This window comes from Actinotignum sp. usb-actsch-rep-73, from assembly GCF_059082735.1.
On the sequence record NZ_JBHNPV010000079.1, the window covers coordinates 1 to 15,292 of the forward strand.

Consider the following 15,292-nt stretch of genomic DNA (forward strand, 5'->3'; position numbering starts at 1 on the left):
TCTTTAAAGAGCGCGCTTGATGGGGGCGCGGCGATCTTCTTGACCTTGGGTAGTTTTGCTACGTCGAAGAATCCGGCTACGTTGAGGTCGCGTGTGGTCCAGCCCGTAGCAATTGCCGCCTTGTATGCGTTCTTGTATGAAGATACGACTGCTTCAAGTTGGATCATCGCCTGGCCGAGGTTACGCACTGCGTCCTCCCGGTTCTCATCGTGGTTTAACAGTTTGGTCACTGGGTCGAATGGGTTTGACATTCAAAGTTTTCCTTTCACTTCACAAAAAGCCACGGGTTAATGGCTTCGCCCGTTACGTAGGTTGTGCGCGCACACATGCGCACAACCACCAGACCAAACCGAACCGAACTCGCAACGCGGTCGGTCGCGCGTAGGCGACGACTATCAAGAGTGATCGTGTCTCACAGCGAAGCGGTGCGCCACTGCGCTTCACCATCGCAACGACAGGCGTAGCCACGCACCTTAACGTCGCAACGCTAGGCGCAACCGTGCCCCTCGCCGTCGCATTCGCGCGTGCTCCGCGACTCACTCCGCTGCTCATCGCGGACAGTGGTCAAGCCACATCCATGTAGCTTGCACCCCTAGCCAATCAAACGCACAAGGTGCGTTTCCCTCGCACCCTAGCGCACACGACAGTGTGCGCGGTCGCCTGGGGAGCAAGCTATATGATAATGGTACCATTATCAGGCTTGCAGGTAGACACGTGGTTCTACCTGGGGCACACTAGGAGTGTGATCCCTTCGGGTCGCTACGCTGAGGAGATTGAGACTGATGAGTGGGTCGGACAAGCCGGATAGGCAGCGCGTTGCATCGCGCGATGTTCGTCGCGCTCCCCGATCGATTAACGGCCTTCAGCGTTCGTCGTTGCGTGTTCACCTCACAAGTAAAGAGCGGGCGTTGCTTGAAGCTAAGGCGAACAATCAAGGCTGGTCACTCTCTCGCACTCTCGTCCACGCTGCGTTGCATCCAGCTTCGGCACAAGAAATTGATACCGACAATCTTGCAGAGGTTATTACCGACTTGCGCGATTACCGTCGCAAGCTCACCGGCTTGGCTAACAACCTCAACCAGCTCACTCGCTACGCTCACGTCAAAGGGGAGTTGCCTAAACATATTGATGATGTGCTAGGCCAGGTTGAGCGTAGCGTTGATGAGATCAACTATTTGCTTGCGAGTGTGCGCCGATGATGCCCAACATTGTTGGTGGTGGCGACACTGGTGGTCTCATGCGTTACTTGGTTGGTCCTGGACGCGCGAACGAACATGTCGAGCCGCACTTGGTGGCTGGCTCAAGGACGATCATGAACAGGTGGGGCGACTGGTCAGAACTGTCGCTTGCTCAAGCAAGCGAGATAGCGAACTATCTCGACTCATTCATGCACGAGACCGAACGCTTCGTGAGCGGACCTATCCGCAAGTTTGATCCTGAAATGGGTAAGACACGCGTCGCTGATTACGGTCCAAACCACGTGTGGCACTGTTCTTTGTCCCTGTCCCCCGATGAGGGTCCATTGTCTGAGGACAAGTGGGCGGCAATCGCGCGCGACTTCATGGACGAGATGGAGTTCACCGTCGCGTCAGGCAAGGCTGAGTGCCGGTGGGTGGCGATCCATCACGGCACGTCTAAGAACGGTGGGGATCACATTCACATTGCCGCGAACATTGTTCGCGAGGACGGCACGAGGTGGAACTCGTGGAACGATCAACCACGTAGCCAGCGCGCGTGCAACATGCTTGAGCACAAGTACGGGCTACGCATTGTTGAGTCGCGTGAACACGCGCGCAGCTCCAAGTGTGACAGCGCTCAAGCACTCAACGCTGCACGGCGCGCGGGCAAGCAGGTGACCGACCGGGCCGCGCTTGAGTCACGCTTGCGCGCAGCATCTAAGGCTGCGACTAGCGAGGTGGACTTCATTGCCCGCGCCCGTGGCCTGGGCGTGAGGTTGCGCCCACGCTTTGCTAAAGGCCGCACCGACGTGGTGGTGGGCTACTCGGCTGCGCTACACACTAAGCCGGGCGTCAAGACGCAATGGTATGCGGGCGGTTCCATCGCGCGTGACCTCACGCTTCGTGCGCTGCGTGATCGTTGGCCAGACACTATCGAGTCCGCCACTGACGCGGTGGGCGCGTGGCAAGACGCATGGAAGGGCATGCCCCTGTCAGGCGGCCGCCGCTCATACACGAGGGAGGAATGGCTTGGCCACAAGCGCGGCCTGGACATCTACCGCGACCAGCTGAGCAACGTTGATCCAACTGATCGATTGGCTCTTGCTAACGCCACTAATGATGTGGCTGGTCTACTCGCTGCCGCTGCACAGCAACCAGACTTAAGCGATGAGATGAGAGGCGCGCTGGACTACTGCGCGCGCCAAGTGGGGCGTAGCGGGCAACTCAAACAACGGCCCGCACAAAAGAGTGGGACAAGCCCGTGGGTTGTCCTTGGAGCCCAACTGCTCAGCACCGCTGTTACTCCAAAGAACAGTGAAGTCTCCTACGCGCTTGCCCTGGTGGCAACAATGGAGCTAGTAAAAGCGTTGGCCGACCTATACCGGCAAGCCCAACAGGCCAACACTGCGGCCGCAATGCTGCGTGACACGCGCGGCGTGTACGAGCGCGTGCGCATGGAAGCCCCCTATCTGCAAGCCACTACGCAGTTGCAGGCTGAGCCGGTGCCTTTGCAGCAAGACACGCTCCCGGAAATCACGACTGAGCCGGAGCCGCCACTTTCACCTGAACAGATCATCGAGCCGGCAGTGGCGCGGGCCAGCGTAGGTGAAGAGGCGGAGATTGAGCGTATCGGCCAGCGCACCCCTTGGCTTGCCACTCCCCAAGGCTTTACCACTCCAACAGAGCACAGTGATAGTCGCACTAACCATAGTCACCGCGATTACATGAGCGAACTACGTCAATCCCTATTCCAAACCCCGGCCCAAGCCCAAGCAAGCGAGAACCAGGGCACGCAACAAGAACAAACCTCCACGAGCGGGACAGACGCTAGTGAAGCAGGTAAACGCTCCAAGCCGCCACTACCTGGTATTGGAGAGGTCCCGCAGATTAAGAAGGTAGGCCCCACCCGCCACCGGAGCAAACCAACGTGGCTACCACCCAAGCGTGGTGGGCAGTCCCGCTCCAGGTAGTGCGCGCACAGTCCACGTAGCGGGTATGAGTGAAGAAGTAGATACCCCTGGCCTGTACTACCCCACCGTGGACGTGTTCGTTCGTGATTTTCTTGTGCGCATCTACGAGCGCGCCTTACCTAAAGGGCGGATGACGTGGTGTCCGCAATGGTGGAAGCATGATGAAGCGGTCTACCGCTTGCAAGCCTTATGGCTTGCTTGGGAGCACATGCGCGTCCACGATGGACCGCTAGCAGCTGCGCAGTGGCTGGTAAGCTACGCTGATCCAATCATGGCGGTACTACTCGACAATGACGGCCCCTTCAAAGGCTGTAGCGTCGAGGGCGGGCATCGCGACATGCGGCCTCACCCTGATGGGGAGCTTCCTTGTGAGCCAGCCGCTCCTGACATTATCCAGCCGCGCGAATAATGACGAGCGGCCGACACTATGTAGTGTCGGCCGCCCTCTCACTCGGTCTACATGTGGCGGGTCTGTACACGCACCGCCTTCTTACTTGGCACTCGCGCGAAAGTAGTGTTCGTCTTACCGCTCTTGCGCGTGGCCGTCCTAGCGGGCTGGTGTAGTCCCGTGTCGGCAGTCATCGCCGCGCGCACCGCCTGCGGGTCTGCTCCCTGATCGAGCAAAGACTGGGCGTGCGCCTGTCGGGCCTGCATCGTATCCCACGCCACCTCAGCGCCGCGCCCGGCATGCTTGGCCTCGCTCATCTCTTTCACCGCCGCGCCTTCTGCACCCTCGCTAGACTCGCCCGCCTTGAGCTCCTGCCTCGCCTCGCGCCCTTCTCGGCCTTCAACGCCCGCCTGACGCTGAGCGTGAGCGGCCATGCCAACGGCTTCGGCGTACATCTGCTCAGCTGCTTGAATGTCGGGATAAATATCGCGCACCCGCTGCGCGATATGAGCGTCCCCGTCTAGCCACTGGGATAAGTCTTTTTGCCAGAGACTATTGAGCCAATCCGGGGCAGTGTCCTTCTGCTCTTGCACGTAGTCCAAGATCGCCTCGGCCCGATCCTGACCCACCATCTGATAGTCCCCGTCCTGATAGGCCCGGTACAACACTTCTTGCACGGCCGGTTTCAACTCGGCCGCGTCCTCCCCATCGAGCACGGGAGCGTCCTTCAGTGCCTCGTCCACACTGGGAATACCACTAGCGGTTGCTAGTGGCCCGTGAACGTCAATGCCCCACCGCTCTTTAGCCTCCCTCTCACACCTGCGCGCAGCTAACTCTGCCTGGGGGTCAATATCGCTAAAACGGCGTGCCACCCCGTAAACGTAGGCTGCGTCATCTTCGACGGCGGTGTGCCACCACTTATCGTCAAGGGCTTGAGAGTAAACCTTTTGCGCTAACAGGCGCTCATCCTCAATCGCCCTTCGCAACGCTCTCTCATGCTGGACTGAGGATTGTTCAGCCTTGCGTAAGACTTGTTCTCTGCGCATGGCCATGAAACGGCCCACCGCCATCGCTACCCGCCATGCGCGCACCATTTCCGCGCTGGTCTCATTCAACACGTGATCTGCCATAGTATTCTCCCTTAACTACTTGCCCGGCTGATAATCTTCCTGGTCCCAAAACGGGATCAGTCGCACCAAAGTGGCTACCGCGCCAGAAGCGAACACCCACGCCCTGCCCTGGGGGAGTGCCTGCAAGTCCGACACGGTGGCAATAGGCCGCTGCTGGGATGCCTTAGATGTTGAATACGACCTGCCCTGAGAAGAACTTGAAATCTGGGTAGAGTCCACCCAATGTGTACCAATCAGTTCTGAGAGGTTGCGCAAAAAGTCTGGCTCTGACACGCCACCGCCATACACCTTCACATTCGCGGCCGACCAAAGGGCCTTCATGCCCTTATCGCCCCACACTCGCTCACCCTGACTCCACGACTGCAACACCGTGTCTACACACAGCCCGCGAGAACCAAAATGGGAATACTGCGAGGGCAGTTCGTTCCACCGACACACATTCGCCGCCTCGTCCAACTCGATCAGCATGGGAGTAGCCAACCTGCCGCCCGCCTGGCTAGTGGCGTAGGCCGTGGCCGCTTCAACCACGGCCACGGTAAGCGGGGTGACAATCTGGGTTGCGCTCCCGCGTCCTTCTTGCGACAAGCAATACAAGGTTTGCTTGGTCTTAACGAACTCGCTTGGGTGAAACTCGGGCATACCCTTGACGGGGGTGACCCAACGCATCAGGCGCGTGTTATTCAAAAAGTGCATGATCCGCACCGCGCCACCATACACACTGCCGCGCGTTTCAGCGGGCATGCCCATAAACCCTTCCAGGCTAGTAGCAGCTTTCAACAGATCATCTCGCACGTCATCCTCAGCGCACTCGCCTGCAAGGCTGCGGAGCAACAGAACCGGCTCATCATTAGTCTGGTCAGCCAACCACGTGTGCAGAGCCGTGATTGGCTTGCCTGCCGTGGCGGCCGCTAACAGCATCGGGGCGATCAGTTGGCACGCCCACTGATCCCACATGTCGTTGCCGTCCTTATTCGACACGTCCTCAGCAGATAAAAACATGTCTGCCAACGCGCCTGCCTGCACATAATCAGTCACGTACGACAGCGGGTTCCACCACCACGACTGTTCTTCACCAGCGAGGCCTTGGGGGTCAAACACCCACGCTTGTTCACCCGTGGCCTGAGCACGACGCGTGCGGGTCTCATCTACTATGTCCCGTTTGTTCGACGTGGCCACAACCGCGCCAGGAGCAGCGAAAATGCGGGGCACCACCCACGAGGTGGTCTTACCTGTACGCGGCCCTGCAATCGTGATACACACGTCCTCAAACGATGACATGACCGGTATCCCACCAGCCACCGTGCGACCCACCGGGAATCCGAGGGCACCACTCACGCCTAAACGCTTCGCTTTAGCGGCCACAGCCGCCTTCGTGATCGGCTCAATATCTTTACCCCTACCAGCCCACTGCGCGGCCTCATCACCGCGCCTAGAGCGCTTAGAGCGGCGTGGAAGTGCCAGAACCAGACCAGTAAGGACAAGGATGAGGAGGGCAACGCCTACCCCGCCAATCCACCAATACACTTCGCCGGTCGGGTCAAGCCGGCCCTGAAACACCTCGATCATGAGAGTAAACGGGTTCCACGAAACCCCGTCTACCCCGCGCCAGAGCGCCCAAGCGTGTGCGCCAAGAGTGATAAGTAGGCTAGCTGCGCCCACAATGGCGATAAAGACCGCCATTACAACAGTGGACGGCTCCCACGTGGATACATCATCGCGCGCACTCATCTTCTTTTGTTCCACCGTTGGTTCGTATCCGACAAGGCAGCCTCCCCCGCTACGAAACGCACCTGGAACGGTGTGCCCGGAGCGTTGGAGGTTTTCAACATGAACTTGCCCATGCCAAGAGGCGGGGCGTCCCTACCCGTGGTGGGGTCGTACGTGCCCGGAGCATTCCACGAGGTCAGCATCGACTTTTCCTTCTCAGTCAAAGAAAACACGCCCTCCAACAACTCCATCTCACGGGCGGGAAGGCCACCTAAAAACAGCATTTTCGACCGCTCAACAAACCCCAAGGCTTTCAGCCGGTCTGCCGGGGAAGCCAGAGCGTTAAAATCTGCCATCGAGTGCGTGACCATCAGCTGGCCCACACCCACCGTGCGGTTCAGACGAGTAAGAGAGTCAATACGCTCAACCAAGCCCGATGAGGCGCGCAAAATACGCCACAGCTCATCCATGACAATCTTGTAACGCCGCCTCGGAGCAACACCCGCATCAGCCAGTGTCTGCGCGATCTCCACGGTCGCAAACCCGTACGACCACGTAGCAAGCAACAACGCGGCCTGTAGGTCCTCTGAGGCTTCCTTAAATGCGGACACGTCAAACACTACGGAACGATCCATCATCATCGGCGTTGTAGTCTCCACCGCGAATAGACCGCCAAAGCGGCCCGACAACAAAGCCATGAGCGACGCTTCCAAGCTCTCGGTGACCGTCCGGTAATGGTTAATATCGCCGCGATCCAGTGCGGCTGCGCGGAGCTCATCTGGAGCGGAGCGCACAACCTCCAAAAGGTCAGCCAACACTACTGGCCGATCATAGGTCTCCAAAATACGAATAGCCTCGTCAACAATCGTCTCCTCCCTATCTGAAGGTGGCGTGCGACGAATAATGTGGATGAGGGAGCACACCATGTCTTTCTTACGCTCATGGGCTGCGGCCAGGAGCTTGTCACGATCCTCAAACTTGCCTGCCGCTTCCAACAACTCCACGGCCTCACGCACGTTGCCAGCATCGAGTGGGTTAATACCCGCACCACCATGCTCAATACTGATGACTTGCCCGCCAAGGGCTTCAATCAACGCCACATAGTCTGGCTTAATATCGCCCAGAACCATCGTGTGCACCCCGAACCCGGCTGAAGCGGTAATCATGCGCCGAACCAGAGAGGACTTACCCAAACCGTTCAAACCGAGCACCATTGCCGAAGGGGCACTAATCAAACCGCGCTCAAACCATGAGATTTCGTCGGCGCACACTGCTCCCCCACCATGCAAGGCCCGACCAAGGGGCGCTCCCACTAAAGCCGTGTTCGACCCCACGATGAAAGGGAACATGCCACACACTTGTTTCGACGTGGCGCGCCACGGCTGGATCAGCGGCTGATTAGCTACCGTGCCAGAACCAGGCTTGCCCCTACTGCTAGTAGTGGTAGAGCTGGTGAAAAGAGCTGATACCAGGTCAGTTACAAAAGCCACGCCTACCAGCCTCCAGACAATGCCTGCGAAGCCGGGCGAAGCCCTAAAGGTAGGCCGAGTGCGAACGCGCTATCCTGCGCACCATAAGCCGGGCGCACCAAAAGACGTGAAGAAGCGGCCAACGCCTGGACCGCGCTAGAAGTATCATCAAGCTCATCGGCACTCGTTGTAGCGCTAATAATCAGCGCGAAATCCAACAAGCCCGCGCCCGACGCTTCCTCATCAGCCACCTGCTGAGCTGCACGAAGCTCCCTACGCGCAGTAGCGGTAGGCCGAGGCGTGTTCTCCACCCGCGCGGCCGCGCGGTTCACATCCGCATCCGCCGCCCCTGGAGCCTTGGCCGCATCCAAAGGCCGGTACACAATAGTGACGCGCTTGCGCTGCACGTCACGAGACGGCTCTAAAATCTTGCGCAACACGCCAGATTGGACATACCCGCGCGCAGGCCTCGACATCACCCACGTGCGTGAAAGACCCGAATCATGCCGGTAATGATCCCACTGGGCCACAGCTCTCATAGGCCCGGCATCCTCCCACGTCAAAGCAACGTCCTCACCAGCATTAGCTGCCTGCTCAAACAAGGCTTCACTCGCCGGATCAAACGCCACGCGCGTGAGCTGACACACCTCACGCGCGGTCAAAAGATGCACCCCGCCCGCGCCTGTGCCCATCAGCGTTTGAGTAAGACCCGGCAAGTCCGAAGAAATACGTGAAACAACTTGCGGACGCTTCTTAGCCGAAGCGCCCATCTTAGACGGGTCAAACGTGAGCGTAATCCACGCGCGCACCCTCGCCGCACCCTGCCCATAATCATCGACCACACGGGTCAGAATCTGGCGGGCTACCAGCGGGGCCTGATCGCTCATGCGAGCACCCACCTCGCGGCGAAGCCGATCCCCACTATCAGGAATCGTCTCCACACACACGCTGGCCTGAGCCACGCCCATTTGCCCGCCCAAATCACCAAGCCACATGCCCCACAATGCCACCTGGTGATCCACCGTGTCCTGATCGGTCAAACCGCCCCCCTCAGGTGAGACAGACATGACCACGCTGAGCGTGCCATCCCCATGCTCAACCAAACCATAGGGACGCTCATAAGAGTCCTTATGCTCACTCAGACGCGAGCCGTACAACATTCCAGGTAGGTGACACTTACCCTGCGTTGGATCAACCGCAAGACCACCAGAAGCATGAATGTTCGACTTCCTACGCGCCGCCCGCCGAAAACGCATCTTTTGCCTCATCCTTTCTAAAACCGACACTCCGTGCACGTCGCGCGTAATCACAAGCAACACTCCGCCTGCCCACGCCACGGCGACAAGAGCTGCCACCATCACGCCTTTGGACATGGCCACCACCGACACCACGGCCAGGCCAAGCAAAACAATCAACGACTCACCAAAACCGAGCTTGCCAAGCCCTGCGCGACGTGGAACCCGCCAGTTGCCGTACGTGCGAACCTTTACCGCCTCATCACTCACCACTGAGCCTCCTGCCCACCATTAGGCCCGCCACCAGCCGTATCTGCCGCCTCACTCGCACCCGATGGGGCCTGCCCGTCCGCGCTAGGCACCGCATCTTGCCCGCTGGCCCCAGTCTGGCCACTAGCTCCAGACGGTCCTGTAGCGCCGTCTTGACCGTTAGACCCAGAAGCTCCCGCCGACCCTGAAACACCAGGCGAACTATTCTCGCCGCCGCCAGGCGAACCACCCGAAACCGCGCCATTGATTGCCCCGTGAGCTGCTTGTCCTGCGCCAAGGGCAGCGCCTGCTACTTCGGTAGCGCCACCACTAGCGGCCGCACCCGCGCCCCTGGCGACCGTCATCGCGCCAGTAGCTAGAACCGCGCCCGCACCAGCACCAGCGCCAGAACCGCCACTACTGAGCGCTTCGGTGGCTGGAACCATGAAAGTAATCAGTGCGGGCAACGACAGTACCGCCAAAATCATCATGATTACCCCGGTAATGAAACGAGTAAGCTCATCACCATCAGCAATAGACCACGACTCGCCCTGCACCAGCTTGATTGCCACCGCGTAAATGATTGACGCGGCCGGTTTGAACATTAAGAACGCGAAAAACCAGGCGATGATCTTGCTCAGCCATGCCCTACCCCACTTGGTAGAAAACGCTCCCGCCGCCACAGGCATGATCCCAACCAGCAAAATCAGCATCGATGAGCGGATAAACATCAGGCCAATCTGCACCAGGTTTGCCACCAGTGCACCCAAGCCGCCCACGATCAAAATCGTTAGCCCCAGGCCACCGTTAATACCAGTGACGTTGAGAATCTTGACGCCAAACTGTCCTGCATCACCATCTATAACCAAGCCAATAACCCACGTGGAAAACTCATCTGAGGCCTCCACCAGTAGCTGGCCTGCGCCAACAGAAACACTGGAAACCAAAGCGAGAGCTAACAGGGCGTGCAAGACGTTCATCGCACCCTCGCCGCGCTTAGAAAGGGCCAAGTGAATACCAGCGACCATAAACGAGCCGATAGCTAAAGCCAGTACGAGGAGACGAGTGGTGGAATGGATGAAACCAACCGCAGAATCGGCTCCAGTCAGGCTAGGCGTGCCAACGCCTAGCCATACCGTGCCGACTTTCAGCAACGTGGCCGACACGTCCTGAATGATGTTGAACGCCCACTGGGCAATAATGTTCTCACTCGCCTCAGTCGCGGCCTCGCTAATTTTGCACGACAATTCCCAGAAATGACACATTTACGCGCCCCACTCCACGAACCCCTCTAAAGGCAGCGAATCAATAATCCGCTCACCCCACGAATCAGTAGACGGAGCCTCCACCTTCCAATCCCCGTCCTGCCACATCAGCACCACCGGGAACCCCATCATCTTGTCGGGAGAGGCCACGGGTGAAACAGCGAGAACCACCATCGCGTTATCAGGGCCGCGATCTTCATACTTAAACCCGTGAATCATCACAGGCGAACCAGTCTCGCCCTGCCACTGACTCTTAATCTGAGACTCCAACCGATCCCGGTTAGGCCCTGTAGCCATGAGCGTAGGCACCACCTCATCGAGGTGTTCCTTCGATGAAAACCACGTGACGAAGTTAGCCGACGCAAGAATCGCTCCAGACGGGGTGTGCGCAAAACAATGCGAAACGCCCTCCGTCACGCCCGGCCCATACCCGTCAACATGTGGCACCTGAATACGATCACCAACATCGATCGGCACAGACGGCAAGGCCTGAGATGGAACCACCTGGTCATGGGCGACAAGCCCGCACACTGAATCAGACTCAGGTAGCCCCGCGTCCTCGACCAGGCCAGACTGGGCCTGGCCCCCACTTTCCTGCCTAGTAGATGAGACTTCAACAGGCTTATCAGCGCCGGCCTCGCGAGCGTTCTCGCGGGTAAACAATAAGAACGCCAACCCCACAATCAAAGCGACAAGCAGCAAGGCAGAAACAATAAACCCTGGGCGAACCAGACTATTAACAGCCTTTTCTTCCTCCGCCATCACAGCAGTGCTTTCGCTAAAGCCGCAGCCGCTGCGATCACGACCGCGCCCATAATCACAAACCCGATACGGCGCACGTTCTCATTACCCATGCCACGCTCATTAGAAACCGCGAGCATAATGCCACCAATAATGAAGCCCACAATCACCGTTGCCCCGGCAATCCACATCAGCCAGTTCAACACCGTCGACACCTTATCCACCACGCCAGGGGGAGCCACAGGAACCGGGTTGAGCTCCAAACCAGCCAAGCCAGCTACCAAGCGTGCCTTACCCGCACCAATCAGGGCAGTACCCCTAGAAAAAACCGTCATCAGACTTCCTTTCCAATCACAGACAAATCTTTCAAAACCTTGCGAACCTCACGCGAGGTGGGGGCCTCCCACGCCAGTTGGGCGCGCCACGCGGCCTGGAACGACACCAGCCACACGCGCGGAAACGCCCCCTCTATCCGCTTACGTAGCTCCACCAGCTCTTTAACCGGCCTGCCCGGCGCGTCCGCAGACAACACCAAGCCCGCCAACTCCACGCGCTCTACCTGGCCAGAAGCCCACTGGATAGCGGCCGACTGCGCGGCCCGAAGCCCCACAAAACTATTGCGAGCAACCACCACCGCGCGAGTAAACCCACTCGGATCAGGCCAACCCACGCCAGCATCGCCAGCGCCAAGAAGCCTCGCCCACGACGTGGCCCCAGCCCCACCATGAGCAGCAACCACCCACAGCGGACACTCCTGGCCCTGAGCCGAAACAATCGGCAACCCGCCCGTCATCGACACCTGTGCACCCGGCTTCCACACCCGCGCCCGCACCGGCCTTTCCGGCGCGGGCGACTGCACAGGCATGACAGGCGGGCTAGCCCACGGATTTGCTTCACTCATGTGCGCTCCCTTCTACGTACTACGTAGAACGTGCGCACACACCCAAAACAAGGACGAGAAATGACCGCCTGGCCACCCATCACCATCACCCAAAACACTGACGGCACCATCACCATCGCCAGCGCCGGCATCACCCAAGCCCAACTACCACCAGGACAAGACGCACAGAGGCAAGCCATGAACGTCGCTGCCTCCATCGCCAAACACTACGGGCGCACCCTCCCCGTGACCGCCAGCGGCCCAGACGGCACCTACCACATGAGCATCCACCCAAACGGAGACATAGACACCCACCACACCGACAACGCGGAAACCCCCACCACCGACAACGCCAGCAATGCCAGCAATGCCGGAGTTGCCAGCAACCTTGCCCGCGACGAACTAGACCACACTCAGCCCCTGCCCCAAACCCTGCACAAACAAGCCACCCTTCCACCCCAAAGGCCACCAGAGCCACAAAGAGTAGAAGAAACTATTGCCCCAGAGCCTCAAGGCATTAACAGAAAAACGCCTCAGGAAAAAGCAGAACCTGCAACGCACAACCCAGGTGACAGCAAGGATAAGCCGGCCCGAATCAAACGGTTAAAGCTCATCGTGGCCACACTCATCATCCTCATGACGCTAGCGGTCATATTCAGTGTGCGCATGCTACAACCAGGTGGCGGAAAACCCAGCGAACCAACCGGGCAGCCAAGCGCGCCGGTTTCGACTCAAGAAACCGACAAACCCACACCCCAGTCTGAGACCCAACCGCAATCAGCACCCCAACCAGAACCTGCACCCACGCCGGAACCAGAACCAGCACCAGAACCCGAACCAGAACCCACACCAGCACCCTCGCCAGAACCAGCACCCACGCCGGCTCCAGCACCAGCCCCAGCACCTGCTCCGGCTCCTGCTGGAGTGACATCAATGAACACCTCGGTAAACACCAGCGGAGGCGGAGCCGCACACTTCGCAATCAATCTTTCAGGCAGCGGCTACGCCACATGCAGCATCAGCATCGGCGGAACCGGTGGGGCGGCAAGCACCTCAATCCCCGGAACCGCATACGCCACCGTTAGTGGCATCCCACTCGGCACACAAGCATGGACCACCAGCTGCGACGGCCTAGCAAACTCGGGCACCATCACCATCTACTAACCGGAGAAACCAACACATGCAACAACTCGAACACCACAACGAATACATCGTCACCTTCGAGGGCACAACCCCCGACCAGGCCGGAAGTAGATACTTCATCGCCCACGACTACGCCACAGCTCAAACCGTGGGAACACAACTGGCCTACCAATACGGCTTTGACCCAAACGAAAACAGAATCTTCTACCGCATCCTCATCACCGTCGCCACAAACACGGTCGAAGTAGGACAAGACACCAACTACGAAGAAGTCATCCAACAAATCAACGACGAATTCAAACCCCTATAAAAACCAAAAAGCAGAGTGCCAATTTGGCACTCTGCCCACACTCCCTATAGTGGCACGCGTCACATTAACTAGGCTGCGGGGGTAAGAGCCTCAACCACCTCGCGAGCCGCTAACGCTAATGATTCATCATCAGCATCCAAAATACTACCCTTCACGCCACGGCGAGAGCCAACTAACATCGTCATCCACGCCCTTCCCGCATCCGGGCTCACACCAAGATCAGATAAACGCGGATCAACACCAGCTGCCCGGTGCCGCCTTGACGCATCACTCACCGCCAGTTCAGCCACGCGAAGCGTGCCCGCCCACGCCAAGGTCTCACTCATACCCGCATCGATCAAAGCCTCAACCAGTCGAGCAAGCGGGCCGGAAAAATCATCGACCGACACCCACACCTCACCCTCCTGGCCCATACCAGGACGCAAACCCATCTCAGGCATCATCGCTGGCTCCACCAGCTCCTCCACGCCACGAGCATCATCACGAGCAAAACAACGCCGGTTCACAATCGTTGTCCACACCGCCCACGGGCTCAAAGCCTCAACAAGCTGCTCAGTGCACGTTATCGCCACCTCCCACGCGATCCCATACGTGTCACACGCCGCTTCGGAATACGACATGCCCGAAAACTGCATACCCCTTGAAATCGCGCTAGAAAACTGGCGCGCACCCACCTGGTGCAACGTCGCCGCCAAACACTGAGCCGCAGCCCCACGCCAACCCTCAGACGCGGCCTGCTCAAGAGTCCTGCGCAAACCCTCATTATCCGAAATACGCAAAGCCACAGTGCTCTCGCACGCCTGAGCGCCCGACTCAACTACTACCCCAGCCTCGCGAACATCATCACTGACAATCGCTTGGCTACGAGTAGTCACCCAATGCAAAACAAACCTTGACGAAGCCTGCTTACCGCCCCGGTAGCGCATCTTTCGAGAAAGCACGCCGCGCTCCTCCAACCCAGCTAACGCGCGAAACACGCTCCGACGCGCCACGCCCGTAGCCTCCACCAAATGCTCAACCGCGCAAATCACCACGCCCCGAGCATCAGCCAAACGGGCAAGCTCAAACAACACCAGCGACTGCGACGGGGTTAAACCCTTCACGCCACGCGCCCACACCGGCCACGACACACTCACGCCGACTCACCACCCAGCAAGACAGCGTGACGCTCCTGCGCCAAATGCAACTGCTCCACGCGAGACGCCTCCGGGTTCTCAGACACAACCTGGCTCCACGCCTGATCCCACAACGGATCAACATCCCCAAGCTCAACCTGAGCCGCAAGAGCCTCAATGCGCTCTTGACGCGCGCGCTCCGCCTGGCGCTCACGCTCACGACGCACACGCGGATCCTCATCCGCACTACGCGCCGGGGGCTGGCCCTTGAGCACATTCGCCCGAAGCCTGTAACACACCAAGGCCGGCAAACGACCAACATTGGGCGGCAAAGCCTGATCCATCACCTGGCGAATCTGGGCCGGTTGCCAACCCGCGTCCACGCACTCACGCAACACCCGCGCCACCGCAACAGCGCCCGTAGCATCCAACACCCTCAAGGGCGGTGGCAGGCACTCCGCGATCAACTCCGCATCCGCCACCCCCAACGGCGAATCAATCTCGACTTCCAC

General features: G+C 59.0%; 16 protein-coding genes. 5 read left to right on the forward strand and 11 right to left on the reverse strand.

Going from position 1 to position 15,292, the window contains the following annotated elements; translation table 11 throughout:
• Nucleotides 1-251 (reverse strand): hypothetical protein (locus AC5RE1_RS07100; protein WP_493938503.1); only part of this gene is annotated, 251 nt, incomplete at its 3' end.
• Between the two features lie 531 nt (nucleotides 252-782).
• Between AC5RE1_RS07100 and mobC the strand changes: the two genes are divergently transcribed.
• Genes mobC through AC5RE1_RS07115 form a run of 3 tightly spaced genes read left to right on the forward strand, consistent with a single transcriptional unit; the run spans nucleotide 783 to nucleotide 3,557 of the window.
• A complete protein-coding gene (mobC, locus tag AC5RE1_RS07105; protein WP_285067559.1) occupies nucleotides 783-1,199 on the forward strand; it encodes a plasmid mobilization relaxosome protein MobC in 417 nt (138 codons plus the stop codon).
• Nucleotides 1,196-3,148 carry a relaxase/mobilization nuclease domain-containing protein gene (locus AC5RE1_RS07110; RefSeq protein ID WP_493938504.1) on the forward strand — a complete coding sequence of 651 codons (1,953 nt, stop codon included), beginning with the start codon at nucleotides 1,196-1,198 and terminating at the stop codon, nucleotides 3,146-3,148. Before mobC ends, AC5RE1_RS07110 begins: the two co-directional genes overlap by 4 nt.
• Before the next feature lie 25 nt (nucleotides 3,149-3,173).
• Nucleotides 3,174-3,557 (forward strand): DUF4913 domain-containing protein, encoded by a 384-nt coding sequence (locus AC5RE1_RS07115; RefSeq protein WP_285067564.1) that lies wholly within the window; start codon nucleotides 3,174-3,176, stop codon nucleotides 3,555-3,557.
• A gap of 47 nt (nucleotides 3,558-3,604) precedes the next feature.
• On the opposite strand, the gene AC5RE1_RS07120 is transcribed toward AC5RE1_RS07115, so the two are convergent.
• The 8 genes from AC5RE1_RS07120 to AC5RE1_RS07155 form a co-directional block, all read right to left on the reverse strand.
• Nucleotides 3,605-4,666 (reverse strand): hypothetical protein, encoded by a 1,062-nt coding sequence (locus tag AC5RE1_RS07120; protein ID WP_493938505.1) that lies wholly within the window; start codon nucleotides 4,664-4,666, stop codon nucleotides 3,605-3,607.
• A gap of 15 nt (nucleotides 4,667-4,681) precedes the next feature.
• Nucleotides 4,682-6,409 carry a type IV secretory system conjugative DNA transfer family protein gene (locus AC5RE1_RS07125; RefSeq protein ID WP_493938506.1) on the reverse strand — a complete coding sequence of 576 codons (1,728 nt, stop codon included), beginning with the start codon at nucleotides 6,407-6,409 and terminating at the stop codon, nucleotides 4,682-4,684.
• The gene (locus tag AC5RE1_RS07130; RefSeq protein WP_131367595.1) at nucleotides 6,391-7,722 is read right to left on the reverse strand and encodes a putative type IV secretion/conjugal transfer ATPase; all 1,332 of its coding nucleotides are present in this window, start codon (nucleotides 7,720-7,722) and stop codon (nucleotides 6,391-6,393) included. The genes AC5RE1_RS07125 and AC5RE1_RS07130 overlap by 19 nt, the downstream gene beginning before the upstream one ends.
• Before the next feature lie 143 nt (nucleotides 7,723-7,865).
• A complete protein-coding gene (locus tag AC5RE1_RS07135; RefSeq protein WP_131367596.1) occupies nucleotides 7,866-9,347 on the reverse strand; it encodes an SCO6880 family protein in 1,482 nt (493 codons plus the stop codon).
• Entirely contained in the window at nucleotides 9,344-10,591 is a 1,248-nt protein-coding gene (locus AC5RE1_RS07140) for a hypothetical protein (protein ID WP_493938507.1), read from the reverse strand. Before AC5RE1_RS07140 ends, AC5RE1_RS07135 begins: the two co-directional genes overlap by 4 nt.
• On the reverse strand, nucleotides 10,592-11,353 hold the full coding sequence (locus AC5RE1_RS07145) for a DUF8175 domain-containg protein (protein WP_493938508.1): 762 nt from the start codon (nucleotides 11,351-11,353) through the stop codon (nucleotides 10,592-10,594).
• Complete coding sequence (locus AC5RE1_RS07150) at nucleotides 11,353-11,667, reverse strand: hypothetical protein (protein WP_006680489.1); 315 nt, start codon at nucleotides 11,665-11,667, stop codon at nucleotides 11,353-11,355. Before AC5RE1_RS07150 ends, AC5RE1_RS07145 begins: the two co-directional genes overlap by 1 nt.
• On the reverse strand, nucleotides 11,667-12,233 hold the full coding sequence (locus tag AC5RE1_RS07155; RefSeq protein WP_285084504.1) for a DUF6668 family protein: 567 nt from the start codon (nucleotides 12,231-12,233) through the stop codon (nucleotides 11,667-11,669). Before AC5RE1_RS07155 ends, AC5RE1_RS07150 begins: the two co-directional genes overlap by 1 nt.
• Before the next feature lie 60 nt (nucleotides 12,234-12,293).
• Here AC5RE1_RS07155 and AC5RE1_RS07160 point away from each other — a divergent pair, with 60 nt between their 5' ends.
• Entirely contained in the window at nucleotides 12,294-13,376 is a 1,083-nt protein-coding gene (locus AC5RE1_RS07160) for a hypothetical protein (RefSeq protein ID WP_493938509.1), read from the forward strand.
• A gap of 16 nt (nucleotides 13,377-13,392) precedes the next feature.
• Nucleotides 13,393-13,665, forward strand: coding sequence for a hypothetical protein (locus tag AC5RE1_RS07165; RefSeq protein ID WP_285024170.1), 273 nt, complete (start codon nucleotides 13,393-13,395; stop codon nucleotides 13,663-13,665).
• A 68-nt stretch (nucleotides 13,666-13,733) separates the two neighbouring features.
• Here AC5RE1_RS07165 and AC5RE1_RS07170 read toward each other — a convergent pair whose 3' ends face one another.
• Together AC5RE1_RS07170 and AC5RE1_RS07175 are read right to left on the reverse strand one after the other, a co-directional pair.
• Nucleotides 13,734-14,801 (reverse strand): MarR family transcriptional regulator, encoded by a 1,068-nt coding sequence (locus AC5RE1_RS07170; protein WP_493938510.1) that lies wholly within the window; start codon nucleotides 14,799-14,801, stop codon nucleotides 13,734-13,736.
• Nucleotides 14,798-15,292: hypothetical protein (locus tag AC5RE1_RS07175; protein WP_493938511.1), on the reverse strand; the 495-nt coding region annotated here is incomplete at its 5' end. The genes AC5RE1_RS07170 and AC5RE1_RS07175, both read right to left, overlap by 4 nt.

Excerpts from the sequence above, each read along its gene's own strand:
- mobC (WP_285067559.1), top strand. The coding sequence starts at position 783 with ATGAGTGGGTCGGACAAGCCGGATAGGCAGCGCGTTGCATCGCGCGAT.
- AC5RE1_RS07130 (WP_131367595.1), bottom strand. The coding sequence starts at position 7,722 with ATGTTCCCTTTCATCGTGGGGTCGAACACGGCTTTAGTGGGAGCGCCC.
- AC5RE1_RS07120 (WP_493938505.1), bottom strand. The coding sequence starts at position 4,666 with ATGGCAGATCACGTGTTGAATGAGACCAGCGCGGAAATGGTGCGCGCA.
- AC5RE1_RS07165 (WP_285024170.1), top strand. The coding sequence starts at position 13,393 with ATGCAACAACTCGAACACCACAACGAATACATCGTCACCTTCGAGGGC.
- AC5RE1_RS07140 (WP_493938507.1), bottom strand. The coding sequence starts at position 10,591 with ATGTGTCATTTCTGGGAATTGTCGTGCAAAATTAGCGAGGCCGCGACT.
- AC5RE1_RS07155 (WP_285084504.1), bottom strand. The coding sequence starts at position 12,233 with ATGAGTGAAGCAAATCCGTGGGCTAGCCCGCCTGTCATGCCTGTGCAG.
- AC5RE1_RS07160 (WP_493938509.1), top strand. The coding sequence starts at position 12,294 with ATGACCGCCTGGCCACCCATCACCATCACCCAAAACACTGACGGCACC.
- AC5RE1_RS07145 (WP_493938508.1), bottom strand. The coding sequence starts at position 11,353 with ATGGCGGAGGAAGAAAAGGCTGTTAATAGTCTGGTTCGCCCAGGGTTT.
- AC5RE1_RS07110 (WP_493938504.1), top strand. The coding sequence starts at position 1,196 with ATGATGCCCAACATTGTTGGTGGTGGCGACACTGGTGGTCTCATGCGT.
- AC5RE1_RS07115 (WP_285067564.1), top strand. The coding sequence starts at position 3,174 with ATGAGTGAAGAAGTAGATACCCCTGGCCTGTACTACCCCACCGTGGAC.
- AC5RE1_RS07150 (WP_006680489.1), bottom strand. The coding sequence starts at position 11,667 with ATGACGGTTTTTTCTAGGGGTACTGCCCTGATTGGTGCGGGTAAGGCA.